The sequence below is a fragment of the Pseudomonas sp. PDM05 genome (assembly GCF_014851685.1).
In the GTDB taxonomy this organism is placed as follows: Bacteria; Pseudomonadota; Gammaproteobacteria; order Pseudomonadales; family Pseudomonadaceae; genus Aquipseudomonas.
The window spans coordinates 112,683-126,061 of sequence record NZ_JACVAC010000008.1 but is presented as its reverse complement, the minus strand read 5'-3'; the positions used below and the strand labels follow the sequence as shown (position 1 = coordinate 126,061).

At 52.7% G+C, this 13,379-nt stretch carries 12 protein-coding genes; 6 read left to right on the top strand and 6 right to left on the bottom strand.

Annotation, left to right across the window (positions count from 1 at the left end):
• Positions 1-159: 159 nt before the first annotated feature.
• Together IB241_RS17375 and IB241_RS17370 are read left to right on the top strand one after the other, a co-directional pair.
• On the top strand, positions 160-534 hold the full coding sequence (locus tag IB241_RS17375; RefSeq protein WP_192299470.1) for a tetratricopeptide repeat protein: 375 nt from the start codon (positions 160-162) through the stop codon (positions 532-534).
• Between the two features lie 226 nt (positions 535-760).
• Positions 761-1,120, top strand: a complete 360-nt coding sequence (locus IB241_RS17370; protein ID WP_192299469.1) for a PilZ domain-containing protein — start codon at positions 761-763, stop codon at positions 1,118-1,120.
• Between the two features lie 60 nt (positions 1,121-1,180).
• Here IB241_RS17370 and IB241_RS17365 read toward each other — a convergent pair whose 3' ends face one another.
• The 3 genes from IB241_RS17365 to IB241_RS27965 form a co-directional block, all read right to left on the bottom strand.
• Positions 1,181-2,512, bottom strand: a complete 1,332-nt coding sequence (locus IB241_RS17365) for a DUF58 domain-containing protein (protein ID WP_192299468.1) — start codon at positions 2,510-2,512, stop codon at positions 1,181-1,183.
• Between the two features lie 7 nt (positions 2,513-2,519).
• Positions 2,520-3,515: an AAA family ATPase gene (locus tag IB241_RS17360; protein WP_192299467.1), complete on the bottom strand. Its 996-nt coding sequence runs from the start codon at positions 3,513-3,515 to the stop codon at positions 2,520-2,522.
• 545 nt (positions 3,516-4,060) lie between these two features.
• On the bottom strand, positions 4,061-4,561 hold the full coding sequence (locus IB241_RS27965) for a transcriptional regulator (protein WP_154972626.1): 501 nt from the start codon (positions 4,559-4,561) through the stop codon (positions 4,061-4,063).
• 240 nt (positions 4,562-4,801) lie between these two features.
• Here IB241_RS27965 and IB241_RS17350 point away from each other — a divergent pair, with 240 nt between their 5' ends.
• From IB241_RS17350 to IB241_RS17340, 3 genes are all read left to right on the top strand, one after another.
• Positions 4,802-5,197: a DUF6957 family protein gene (locus tag IB241_RS17350; RefSeq protein WP_192299466.1), complete on the top strand. Its 396-nt coding sequence runs from the start codon at positions 4,802-4,804 to the stop codon at positions 5,195-5,197.
• A gap of 54 nt (positions 5,198-5,251) precedes the next feature.
• Positions 5,252-5,698, top strand: coding sequence for a hypothetical protein (locus IB241_RS17345; protein WP_192299465.1), 447 nt, complete (start codon positions 5,252-5,254; stop codon positions 5,696-5,698).
• Between the two features lie 89 nt (positions 5,699-5,787).
• Entirely contained in the window at positions 5,788-6,171 is a 384-nt protein-coding gene (locus IB241_RS17340; protein WP_192299464.1) for a hypothetical protein, read from the top strand.
• A 375-nt stretch (positions 6,172-6,546) separates the two neighbouring features.
• On the opposite strand, the gene IB241_RS27795 is transcribed toward IB241_RS17340, so the two are convergent.
• From IB241_RS27795 to IB241_RS17325, 3 genes are read right to left on the bottom strand one after another with little or no spacing between them, the layout of a single operon-like run.
• Positions 6,547-8,049, bottom strand: coding sequence for a Shedu immune nuclease family protein (locus IB241_RS27795; RefSeq protein ID WP_192299463.1), 1,503 nt, complete (start codon positions 8,047-8,049; stop codon positions 6,547-6,549).
• On the bottom strand, positions 7,988-9,019 hold the full coding sequence (locus IB241_RS17330) for an AAA family ATPase (protein ID WP_192299462.1): 1,032 nt from the start codon (positions 9,017-9,019) through the stop codon (positions 7,988-7,990). The genes IB241_RS27795 and IB241_RS17330 overlap by 62 nt, the downstream gene beginning before the upstream one ends.
• The gene (locus IB241_RS17325) at positions 9,004-10,569 is read right to left on the bottom strand and encodes an ATP-dependent nuclease (RefSeq protein WP_192299461.1); all 1,566 of its coding nucleotides are present in this window, start codon (positions 10,567-10,569) and stop codon (positions 9,004-9,006) included. The genes IB241_RS17330 and IB241_RS17325 overlap by 16 nt, the downstream gene beginning before the upstream one ends.
• A 426-nt stretch (positions 10,570-10,995) precedes the next feature.
• Between IB241_RS17325 and IB241_RS17320 the strand changes: the two genes are divergently transcribed.
• Entirely contained in the window at positions 10,996-13,239 is a 2,244-nt protein-coding gene (locus tag IB241_RS17320; protein ID WP_192299460.1) for a hypothetical protein, read from the top strand.
• Positions 13,240-13,379: the final 140 nt, after the last annotated feature.

The window sequence follows — 13,379 nt, the reverse complement described above, 5'->3', positions numbered from 1 at the left end:
GTTCAAGCGCTGAGGAAGGCTACTATGCTCTTTCGTTGTAGTCATTGTTCGTTTGCACTACTTATCGACGATTGACTTGTTTTCGCGGCGGCTGATTACGAACAACCTTGAAGATTTTCGACGAGGGGTCGATACATTGCACAAGACAGGAGAACCCCCATGCGAATTTTGCTCGTTGCCGCCCTGGCCGTCAGTGTTGTCGGCTGCACCCGCTGGTCGATGGACCACCACTTGAACAACGCTTATCGCGCCTACAAGGTCGGCGATTGCGAGCGCGTCACCCTGGAATTGTCCCAGGTCGACCGCGAGAGCCGTACCCGGCGTTATGTGCAGCCGGAGGTCTCGATGTTGCGTGGGCAGTGCCTGGAGCGCCAGAAATTGTTTGTCGACGCCGTGCAGACCTATCAGTTCATCATCAATCAGTATCCGTCGAGTGAGTACGCCTACCGTGCCCGCGCGCGGCTCGATACCTTGCAACAGCTAGGGCACTACCCTGGAGCAAGCACCGCCCAGACGCGCCCGGCCTCGCTATGATGACATTCGTCATTTAATAACTGGCCCGTTGCCAGTCTTGGGCTATCCTTCGGATGTTCGTTTGTACAAGTTTCTATTCGAACGAATGAGGGACCCGGATTCGGCAGTTGTCTGGTGACACAAGGTTGTATGTTGTCACTCCGATATCCAGGGAGAGCGAGAGATACGCGCTCGTTCCGAATCACTGGCACGGCCAGATTAATGGCCATTGGATGGCGAGCTCACCATGTTTACCGACCGACGGATCGAGCGGCATCAGCTACCTTGTTTTCTGCAAGTATTCAACCGCCTCACTGACAAGCCCATCGGCTTTTTGGGTAACGTCTCGGCAGACGGGCTTATGTTGATCAGCCTGCTGCCCATGATGGTCGACGCGGACTTCGAGTTGCGCTTGAAGATTCCCGTGCCTGGCGACACCTTTGAGGCTATTGACCTGACGGCGACCTGCTTGTGGAGTCATGAAGACATCAACCCGCAGCATTACGATTCCGGGTTCAGGGTGCTCCAGGCGCCCGAGGAATATGGGCAACTGATCAGCGTATTGATGCATTACTTCAGTTTCGATCCTTTGCAGGCTTCAGCCTAGCTATCGCGTGCTGTCGGCCCGGTTGGGGACTGCCCCTTGCCGAGGCCGTGCGCTCTGTTCTCAGAGTACGCCCGCTTTCTTCCAGCCCAGGTAGCGTGTCACCAGGGCTGGGCCAAGCTCCGATGGTGGAGTGTCCAATACCGACAGGCCATGGGCGCTCAAGCGGTCATGCAGTTCATCCCGGGTATTGAGGTAGTCGACGGTGCCGCTGTAGGCCAGGGCTTCGGGCAAGGTTTGCACGGGGACCTGGCGCAGTTGGTCGAGTACTTCCTCGCGCAGACTGGCCACCAGCACCCGGTGTTGGCGGCCGATGCGCTTGGCCGCGGTCAACAAAGCCTCATCGTCCTCATCCCGAAGGTTGGTGACCACAATCACCAGGGCGCGGCGTTTTTGTCGGGCCAGCAGTTGGCTGGCCGCGGCCTCGTAGTCGGCTGTGCGTCGTGTCGTGTCCAGGTCGTAGACTGCGTTGAGCAGCAGGTTCAACTGGCTGCTGCCCTTGACCGGTGCCAGGTAGCGCGACTGTTCACCGGCAAAGGTGCATAAGCCCACCGCATCGCCCTGGCGCAAGGCTACATAGCTGAGCAGCAGGCAGGCATTCAGCGCATGGTCGAAGTGCGACAGCTCGTCGTCCTGGCTGCGCATGCGTCGGCCGCAATCAAGCAAGAACACGATTTGTTGGTCGCGCTCATCCTGATATTCCCGGGCGATTGGTGTGCGTTGCCGTGCAGTCGCCTTCCAGTCGATCTGGCGCAGGCTGTCGCCCTCGCGAAATTCGCGCAGTTGATGAAACTCCAGCCCCAATCCGCGTCGCTGATGCTGCCGAACGCCCAACTGGCTCAGCCAGTTGTCCACTCCCAGGAGCTGTGCACCATAGAGTCGGGCGAAATCCGGGTAGACACGTGTGGCGTCGTTGACGTCGATCAAGCGCCGCACCGCCCATAGCCCGAGGTGGCTCGGCAGGTGCACCTCGCAACGAGTGAAAGTGAAATGCCCGCGTCGCAAGGGGCGCAGACGATACCCCAGCTCACTGCGTTCACCCGGTCGCAGCGCGATGGACTGCGGCATGTTCTCTACGCTCAGGCCGTCGGGAGCATGGTCGAATACCTGCACGGTCAGGGGCTGTGGCGAGTCGTGTTCCAGCGTCAGGCGCACCTCGCCCCAGCGGCCCAGCGCCAGGCTGCCGGGCATCTGCCGTTGCACGCGTGGGGAAGGGCGACGGCGCAGGCGCGCGGCATCCAGCAACGCCAGCAGCAAAAGCGCCAGCAGCAGGCCCCAGGCTATCGAGTACAGGGTGTCGGGCACCTTGAACTGCAACGCGGTCGCCGCGCCGAGCAGGGTGTTCAGGCCAAGCAGCACTGCGAGCCAGGTCAACAGCAGGCGGGTCGGTTTCATGGGCGGTTCATTGCCGAGGTGCCGGGATCTGGTCGAGCATTTGCTTTAGCACCTGGTCCACGTCCAATCCGTCGATGTCCAGTTCGGGGGCGATACGCACCCGATGGCGCAATACCGCCAGGGCGCAGCCCTTGATGTCATCCGGGGTGACAAACTCACCGCCGCGCAACAGGGCCCTGGCCCGGGCGCCGCGTACCAGGGCGATGGACGCCCGGGGGCCGGCGCCAATGGTCAATCCTGGCCAACTGCGGGTGGCGCGTGCCAGGCGCACGGCATAGTCGAGTACCTGCTCGTCGAGGGGCAGTTCGCTGGCGATCTGTTGCAATTGCAGCACATCTTCAGCCTGCAACACGGTACGCAGGGGCTGTACATCAAGCATGTCGGCGCGGGATGAGCGCGTCACTTCGCGCACCATGTCCAGCTCTTGTTGTGCATCGGGATAGTCCATGCGGACTTTCAGCATGAAGCGGTCCAGCTCGGCTTCGGGCAGGGGGTAGGTGCCTTCCTGTTCGATCGGGTTCTGGGTCGCCAGCACCATGAAGGGTTGGCCGATGGGCAGCGCTTCGCCTTCAAGAGTGACCTGACGTTCTTGCATGGCTTCGAGCAGCGCCGCCTGGGTCTTGGCCGGGGCGCGGTTGATCTCGTCAGCCAGCAGCAGATGGGTAAACAACGGCCCCTTTCGCAACTTGAACTGCTCGGTGTGCAGGTCGTACACGGCATGGCCGGTGACGTCGCTGGGCATCAGGTCCGGGGTGAACTGGATACGCGCGAATTCTCCACCGAAACACCGCGCAAGGGCGCGCACCAGCAAGGTCTTGCCCAGGCCGGGAACGCCTTCGAGCAAGACATGGCCGCCGGCGATCAGCGATGTGAGGACATCATCGATCACCTGATCCTGGCCAATGACCGCTTTACGTAGTTCGACACGCAGGGCCTGTGCCTGCCGACTGGCCTTTTGCAGGCTTTCGGTCGTCAGGGCAGTTGCCGGGGAATATTCGCTCATCCATTCCGGAGCCTTGCTAACTGTTAGTAATGAATTATCTTCCATAAATCAATCACTTACTCAATCTAACGGTTTTAGATGACCTTCTAGCCAGTACGCATTCATGGTATCTGTGCTCCACCGAATGAGCAGAAGCTATATGGCCGGAAGCTTCATTGTTAGAAGTGGCGGATCTATTAGTGCAGGATCCTGGCAGAGCCAATCTCTAACGTATCATCTCGAACCAGTGATGGTAGATGACCGGTGTCCTTCTGCATCGTACCTCCATGCTAATTCATCCCGCCGGCTGCAGGAGTTGCCAGAGGCTGGGTGAGCATAATTTCGGTACGGGCTTTTGGCCGCAGCTGCAGCCACTTGCACCTAGGGTGGATCAGTACCACAACTGCGTCTAGCATGGTTGGACGAGTACGACACGCTGATCCCGGCTCCTCATCGTTCCGCCGTACCGTATGGGGCCAAGCGCTCGCTAAACTCTGACTCACCCAATCTCGGCTACTGGCTCAAACCTCCTTTAGAGTGCTAGCGGTAAACCCGCTCCATCCTCTTCATTCATCCCACCCCCCAGACTCGGTAGCATTAATCCTCTTCCAGTACCGATGTACGGTCGATAGAGCCAGGCCGGTCTCCCGTGCAATCTGCGATTGATTCATTCCTGCCGTCTTAAGCGTGCGAACGACGCTTTCGCTCCCCTTGTTCTGAGGTTTTCCAGGCTTACGGTGGGCGACCTCTCCATCAGCTAGCTGTTCAGCGAGAACTCCAAGACCTCCTTCTTTCTCAAACGCTCGCAGCTGATTCAAAGCAGCATCCATGAGGATGGGGTAGGGGATATTTTGCTGTTGGGACATACATAGAGCTAGGAGGGCTAGAGGGCTTATTCGAAGGCCCTCAGAAAGGCTTTCGAACTTCTCAAGAGTAATGCTTGTTTCGCCTCGCTCGAGGGCGCTGAGTTTGGATTTCACGGAGGCGTCAGAAAGGTCTTCGTGCCGAAGTTGACGCTGCTTACGCAGTGCTCGGATGGCGCCCGCGAGTGCGATTCTAAGCTGCATGGCTCACTCAAAAGTCAGGATATAGCCACACAGGAGGGTTTCCGTTAAATACCAAAATGAGGTAGTATTGCGCATATAGCGGCCCAATACGGCCCATAGCGAGGCTTCCGTAAGTTCATTTTGGCAATTTATGGAAATTAGATGAGAGCGTTTCGCTAGCCAGGAAGACCAGCGCGCGTACTTTCCAGCAAGCCTCTTTTGCGCAGGCGTACTACTCGTAAATGATTTCGGAGGCAGCACATGGTTGGAGTGGTCGAGGCGGGGCTTTTGGGAGACCCCGAGGTTTCTCTAGTTGGCTCAGAACTTAGCCTCGAAGAGGCGATGTCTGCAGCTAGAAAGCGCTACAAATGGATGCCCCTCTGCGCCGTAGAAGAATGGACAATCCTAGACGCCATCGTCACCGACGACGAGCGAGCTAAAGTAGCCGCCGCAGGCTGCCAACCAATCTTCATGTTTGCCCACAAAGTTGTCGACGATGAGCAGCGCCGTTTCGAACCAGGTCATTGGGTGCGCTCAAGCATGGGCACCGCTTTCAAAGAAGGCTACCTATTCGAAACACGCAACTCCGTCTACGTTTTGCTCGGGCCAGGCCACCGTAAGTCTGCTTCTATCGAAGCGATATTTTCCCTTTTCTGATTACCCACCGGTTCTGCTGGGCAACTGACATGCTCCAGCAGCTTGAGGCGACACATGTTCAGAACCTTAGACAACGACCTGATAGGCGTCCCAGGAATGTTCGGGGAAGGCGTGTCCCATTGGCGCGGAGTCTCAAGGCTGCTCCGAACGCCTTGGTATCACTTAACCCTTAGCGTCGAAAACGAGGGGCGGCTCAGCGAGTGCGCGGTGATGATTGACGACACCCACCAGCTTCAAAAAATGTTGGTAAGCCAAGGTGCGGATTTAGCTATCACCGAGATTATGGCTGTGACGCCATCTTGGATGAATAAGTCCGGGGGCTGGCAGATGGAGCGGTTAACCAGAATAACCGTAGGTGAGGACAGGTCTGGTTCTGAGGTTTGCTTGTTGGAAGTGGCTAAGGGCGCGGTGTATCACACCTCACACCAGCGAGACTTCAAGATTGAAGCACTGTCCAATCTGAGGCCCGTCTTTCTCTCAAGCATGATTCAGGGACATTGAGATTACCAGCAATACTGCACGGTACCAACGCGTCTGGTTCCGTGCCAAATTCCTGATAACGACTTGCGAAATAGCACCGGAGCGCAATGATGCTCGACACCATAGATGTAAATTTCCACGGAAAGCGCCATACAGATTTTGATCTCAAGCGAATTGTAAAAGCTCAGGAGCAAGGCTTCGAGGTGCCAGTGACCGCCTATCTCTGCGGTGTCTCCATCAGGGCTAGAGCAGGCATAGGTGTTGTTTTTGGCCACAAGAGAAAAGACCAGTATGGGCGGTTTGGGGATGGTCATTTGATCCGCACTTCTGATGTGGTCAAGATCGAGCGTGAAGGCCGGTTCTGGGTGATGACAACCGTAAATTCGCGGTACGTGCTAGCTACGTTCCAGCGTGACAATGGGCGTGCGAGCCTTCGCCAGTTTCTGCGGTTGTCCAGGGGGCATCACCATCTGTCCCCGCACGTGTTGCAGTAGGGGAGTGGTTGTCCGGGACAGTCGAGGACTGAAGGAGTCGATGGGTATATGTCCGCCATGGTCTTGAAAGCGGGCGAGGTGATCTCTATCGCATCTGGTATCTATGAAGCGTACGACAGAGACAGCCCTTTCACGGTCATGCGAGACTTCGTTCTCGAGCTATTTGTAGACAAGACTAAGGATGCATTTAAGGTGACATGGAGGTGCCTGGACTCGTGTATGAAGTCCCTGGATGCTTCCCGCCCAAGTCGTGACTTCCGTAATGCCGTGCCCAAAAATCTACTTAGGCGGCTTAAGTGAGTTCGGGCTGGGAGAGGAGAAAGACGACCATTTAAGGTGTCCTACCGTACCCCTGCTCGCAGTTGTTAGCTACCACTATGGCTGCAGTGCTCTGTAGATTGTTTTTAGTCTCAACAAAAGCTCATCGAACGTAATAATTAATACGTCACGCAGGCTGTTTCGGTAACATTCAAAGGAGATTTTCTTTGAATCTTCAACCGGATTTCGTCCTATAATTATGACTATGGGGACAGATACTGCATTGACACGTTCTGTAAGTTTGTTAGCCAATGAAAAGAAATTTTGTTGAAGAGACATTTTTTGGCTTAGTGCCTGACTCACAGAGCCGCTTAGCTCCCTTGATGGTGCATATACGGACGCGCGGTATTCAGTCGAAGATAAAAGTTCTTTCGAAGGAGCCTTGATTTCGATAATTGCTAGACTGGAGGTAGATTCTGATGCCATTACGAAATCGCTAAACTGGCCGCCTTGTCCATTAAATCCTTTGCCACCAACATACGGTTTTTCTCCAATGATTTTGACTGGGTAGCCGAAAGCTAAGTCCAGTATAAAAATATTTTCGGCCAGGAATTGCTGCCAGCGTTCCTCATTGCTATTCGCATCAAGTAGCTTTTCAAAAACCGTGATTAGCTCACTCAAGGTAACGAGTTCAATATCGGCTTTTAGTTTATAGAGGGCTCTCCGTTCATCCTTGGCAAGTGGGGGAAGATTTTTTTCCACCAGATCAACCACTGTTTTTCGGTCACGCTGGGTTAGAGAAGGGCTAGTGCTTCCCAACGCCACCAGTTCGGCCAAGAGATCAGGGGGGAGCTTTCTTGCTTTTGCAGGATATTTATTGGGCATGGATTCATGGAGCAACGATGAATAGCAAAGCAGTTGCATATCGCTCCTGCGCTCGCGACTGTATTTACCATCAAGCTGATCTATTTTTGCCCTGAGAGTTTCAAACCGTTTCTCACTGAGGAAAAACACATCCCCCTCAGCCTCCGGCGCGCAAGGCTCATTGCCACTTATGACCATGATGGTGGTGATTTCGTCAATATCTTCAATAGCGTAGGGTATGTATCTATAGTCGTAGAGGATGCCTAATCCAAATCTCCAGTCTTTGATGAAACCCTTAGGAAGTTTTTTAAGTAGCTCTTCAAGTCCATCTTCTTCGAAAGGTAAGTTTCCGGAAACGTTATCGTCGAAAACAATTTTGGTTATGGTGTTATACTTCGGCTCTCCGTAGTTTTGTTTTCCTATCCTGGCTTGTAGTGGGTATGTTATAACTATGTCTCTGTGTGCTTCGATAATAAGCAACCAGGTGAGATCTCTCCCGTTATAGTTCGGCACGTCGCGATAATAGATTTTAGAAGACTCGGCGTGCTCTAGGTCTTTCTCGGATCGCCCAGTAATAATGTTTTCGTTAGCGTCCAGTAGCTCAAATTTAACGAACGGGCCACCGTCATTTCGAAGCTGCATTGCGTATTCAGAGGGCGTCATTGAAGGCATAAAAGATCCATTGTTGAGGTTCTCAGTTTTTTTTGCGCTCTGCGAAAAAATGTTCTGGTGAGAAATAGATTTTTCCGCGCGCACGAGTACACGCCACATAGAGCTTGTTTTTAGTTCTGGGCTTCATTTTATATAGCTGCCCATTTAGGTATTGCTGCCACTGAGTTTCGCTCAGGATAATGCAAACGTCCTCGTAGTGATCTAGACCCTTGCATGCTCCCCAGTTATTTGAATGACATTCGTAGCGGTGGTGCGTATCGTAGAATAGTTTTACAGTGCTGTTGTCGCTGCGAATAAAATCAGCAGAAGTCTGATCTTGAATATTTATTATTTCAGTATGCTTTTGATTGGCCGGGTAAATCTCGATCTTGAGGTTTTCCCTGATGAAATCGCAAACTGTTGTTCCGCATCTCCAGCTTTCCTTGAGTGTTTCCTTGTCGACCTCGTATCCCGCTGTCGTAAATCGTTTTTCATATTTTTCTATGTCTTTATGAAGACTGCAGTTGATGTTTCCATCTCGACTGGTGTCAAAGGTGTGTTGGTAAAAGTCACCAACTAAAAGCATTTCTATCTTGGCAGGAGATAGGGCCATCAAAAAATTAAAGTCGTTTGCAGCAAAGTCCTGAACTTCATCGACAAAGATTTGATCGTAGAACCGCTCCAAGCGTTTTATGACGTCCTCGTATGACCTGGTTTGATCGAGAAATTTCGCAAGTCTGTTGTAGTAGAGCCGTCCACTGGAGTGGCGGTAGTGAGACATTTTGTCTCTGGCCCGAGTTACCGACTCTGCAGGCAGCTTGAGATAGAGGCCTTTGGTTTTCATTTTCTGCTGGAGCATTGGGCGGTAACAGAAACCATGCAGAAATGAAAAATAGGTCATAACACTGATGTGGCTTGGAATATACCCAAATTTTTCCATCACCTTGTTTCGGAGATGCTTGTAGTTGTTTTCAGTGTAGGTTATGAGGATGGCGCGTTTGCCTGCGTTCAGTCTGTTGATAATCTCGCTAGTTTTCCCAGATCCAGCGACCGCAAAAATTACTCTCTTATCCATGATACTGCCTCCTTGATGTAGTCGGGAGCAGTTAGGTTTTGATGATTATCTTCGAGCAGCGCGAAGGCCGCCTCTGCCTTGTTCTTCAACATGTAGTCCTGAACGCTTAGCGTCTTTCGATCCTTGCCGAAGAGCTTGTCGCAGATTTCTTTGTTGTCTAGGTACAGACCGACCTCGAAGGTATAGCGCTGGCCATCCTTGTCAGAGAACATTTTGGCGTTGTCGGATGTGTGCCCTTCGTAATTTTCTACGCAGTTCTGTTCATAGTTTCTGTCGTTGTCCCTGATCGCTGCGACCTTGATGTTTAAAAGTCTCGCGAGTTCCAGATAGCGCTTGAAGCTAGTGCCGCCAATCGAAATGATGTGGACTTGGTCGGCTTGGGGTGTGCAGCCACCAGAGATGCGTTTGTATAGTTCCTCCATCAGGATGAACTCAGCGTCACCTTCGACCAAGATGACCTTCTTTGAAAGGGCAAACTCCAGCACATTATTATCTGGCGCTTTCATAAAGAACCCTGCGGTCTTAGGAGAAAGCGCTTTTAGTCGGCCTGTATTTTGAAGAGTCCCGAGCAGTAGTGCGTTACGGAGATCGAGCCTGGAGCAGATGTGGCTGCTGTGAGTGGCGATGAAAAGCTGTGTTGATCCGGTATGAGATAGCTGTTCGACCAACCTTTTCATGTTGGAATGGCTGAGGTGATTCTCAGGCTCCTCAAGCAGCAACACATCAAGGCCTCCTTGCACATCGCGTCGACCTAAAGCGAACTCAGTTTTGATAAAACATTGTGCGCCCTTGCCTCGATTTTCAATCGATATCCCGTCTTGGGTAATGACTAAATCCGTTTCCAAACTCGCCCGTATGCTGCTGCGGATCCCAAACGCATAAGGAGGGAATTTTTTATTGAGTTCAGCTAGCTGTTTGTCCCGGAAGCCTTCCTTGCCTCTCCTGTAAAGGTTCTCAAGTCTGTGTCTCTCGGGAATTTCTGTATTGAGGCCGAAGACCGCTCTTGTGTACTCTCTGGCGGCATATTCACTATCGATCCGAGAACTGTCCAAGTGAAGGTGCTTGAACGGGCGCCGATAGCTGTTGAACGGCTCTCCGGAAAAGGTATGGAAACTGACGGAGTAATATTCAAAAGGAAAGTTTTGGGGGTCGTCCTCTAACATCTGTTTGATCGCAAGATGGTAGTCATCTAATACTGCTATTTTCATCCGTATGCCATCGTAATCGTCACCTGCCTGGTTCTGTCGACCATTCCAATAAGGTTGATCACCCTCTTGCAGGAAAACGTCGACTATCACCACTGGCAAGTCCGAGACTTTCCTCTCGCTATTGAGGAAAGCTAGGACTGCCTGGCGGTTGATGAGTGCTTCAAGTCCTAGTGTCTCTACCCGGCTTCGACTAGCGCCATTCACTAAATCGATTGCGAGCAATACGGTACTTTTGCCTGTTTCGTTATCACCGATGAGCACATTCGTCCCAGGGTCAAAGTCCATCAGGAGAGAAGAAAACTGCTTGAAATTTTGAAGCATCAGTTTGGTGATCGCCGGCATCTCTAATCCTTGTTCGGAGCTTCAATAGTCTGGACACTTGATCGCCCAGGTTGATGCGGGCTTCTGTGATCTGCTCGAGGTGGCATCGCTCGACGAGGCGGAATCTGAAGCTGATAGCCTATTGATACCTAATTTCTCGACTGGGATCGAGTGCTGAAAACCAAAAGACGTTACAAAGTTATAGAGGCGCTAGGGTGGAGGTGAGGGAAACCATTGAGCGAACTGGTTTAGCGCTTTGCTTCTATACGTCCGGCGTTTGATTAGCGCAGGGGCTGCTGTGCCCCATTGCGATGCTTCGCTAGGCGCCTGCGCAAGCCTAGAGGCACCTTGGCTGTCGATTGGTTTCCCTAGGCAGGGTCAGCTAACCTGACTCAGCTCCTTCTCCCGTCTAAGGGGCGTTGGCCGCTATCAACCCAAGGAAGAATTATGTCAAAGGCAAAGCTCCCCCCAGAGTCCGAGGTAGTTTCCTGGCTAAAACAGATCATCGAGAATGAGGAGTTGCTCGAGTCGATCACAGGGCAAGAAGTGATCACATCCTTGACGGACACTGTTATTCAGGAGCATTTCCTTCCGTGCTTTGGCATCGATTACATCTCTCGACGAGCCTCAGCGGAGGCAGCAGACTTTGTGCTGAGTCGCTTGAGTTTGCTGGAAATCATATCGATCAACACCAGCATTTCATTGACCACTGGAGAGGTGCTACGCCCGGACATTCTTTGTTTCAATCCTGAAACCAAAACGCTGGTGGTATTTGAGGTCAAGCGAGCGAGCGAAACCGAGCGTCAAACTGTCACTGAGCTTGCAGGGTACGAACAGGAGCTTCGAAACATGCTTCCGTTCCTAGGCGGTTTCGACGTGTGCTTTGTAGTCGTAGCGGCTGACTGGTCGACACTTCTTGTTCATGCCGTTGGCAGCATGAACGCCTGGTCTGGTAAACAATGCTTGGCACTCAAACTGACCAATGATGACGCGGGATTCGGCTTGGTAGCTCATCTTCCTGAGGCCTGGCACCTAACCGGTAGTACAAATCTCCCGGTAGAGGCACTTCCCTCAATCGATCTTTATCTCGCTTACAAAGGTATCGACGATGGTTTTGAAGCCGACCAAGACGATGTCGATTCCGTCAGGGAAGATGACGATGACGTAGCATCGCCCCCGAGGGTTGTTCTTACCGCCATGGATGTGATCTCACGGGCTGGGGATAGGGCTGGATCGCATGGTTTTATGATGCTTTGGCGTGACGTAAATGGCTTTGGCCGTGGTCGCTGGTGCATCACCCTTGCGGCCATTGATCCTTACACAATGCACGCCTGGTGCCGAGACAATGGTCTGCCGCAGAGAGAATCGGAAGCAGCAGCTTTTCTTCATGAGCGCAGAGGTGACCTATTGGGGCAAACGCCCACGACTGTCTATGACATTGCTAAAGCTGCATTTCCGATACTCAAGGAACACTTTGATCCCGAGTTTGGCGGGGATTTCCATTGGCACCTGAAGACACGCCAGTATCGCCATAGAGCTGTACCAACGAGGTTTGATTTCTGGGGTAGCCTCGGACAGCACGCCCGCGAATTTGTGTGCAATCCTGCTGTTCGGAACAATTACATGCCCTTTGTAGGATTCAACCAGTTGGATTGGACGGATCCCGCAGTTGCGATGACGCTAGTGACGAACCTATCACAGGGAAATCCGTTTCCAAGAGGGGTAATCAAGTGCAGCGACGCGTTTTTGGTCGGACGCGTGCTCGGGGATCTCCTAGGTGCAGCCTTCAACACTGCTCCTGATAAGGAGCTAGCGGCGAAATTTGAGCCCTTGGTGGAGTGGGCTCAGTTGGAGGCGCTGCGGTTCGCGATAGAGATGAAGCAAATGTACGACATCACGGAAGAAATAATTACGCCAATGCCCATGCTTTCTAGAGATCCAGCTAAGCGCATGCAGGCCACGGTAGAGCTAGCCCAATGGGTTAGCACGGATCTCATCAGTAATCGGCATCCGTTCCACCAAGCATGCTTTGATCTCGGTTACCGACACGCTTGGCTATTTAACCTGCTGGCGGCGCAACACGCCGATCAGGCTGACCCGAGCGAGTATGAGGCAGCAGCATCAATCATCCGCAATATTGTCATGGGGCTGCTTTCTCGTGCGGAGGGTAGTCAAGGGCAAATGTTCCAATCCTCCGGGTTCGTAGATTTTATGGCTTTCCTTGATCCGTATTTTGCCACTGGGGTCAACCTGAGCAATGCGCGAGAAATGAATGAAGTGATTGAGGCTATCCCAACTGATGAGCTGCTGGCGAGGTTCCCAAAAGCTCTCGTGAATGGCGCAGATTCCATAATCCCCGTAGTCCTACACAGGACTCGTGCGCCTTTCCCCGTCCGAGTTGATTGGGAATGGCTGAAGGGCGGTATCAGGGCGTTGTTTGAAAGTGGGGATCATTGCCCCGCTATCATTTTTAGTCAGGATGGAATGGTAGGCAGTTGTCGTCTGATGGAGCCTTTCAGGCTACTTTCTCCTATCAGTGATCCCGACGTGGAGGTGTATGTCCTTGATGAGTCGTCTGCAGTGAATATCGCGATCAAGATGACGTGGAGTGAGGTGAAGGATTTTCACGACAAGCGTAGTCAGGACTATGCCCAGCGTGATTGGGCCTTATCAAAAAGCTCTTTCCAGTGACATAGCCGCCAGCGCAATCCGTAGTCGTATCACCAAAGCGAATATCCTGGCCCATCATGTGCTCAGACCGGATGAGTCCCATGATCGCAAACATCGGTTATGCTGCGTAGCGATCCGGCGAACAACCATCTTAAGCACCC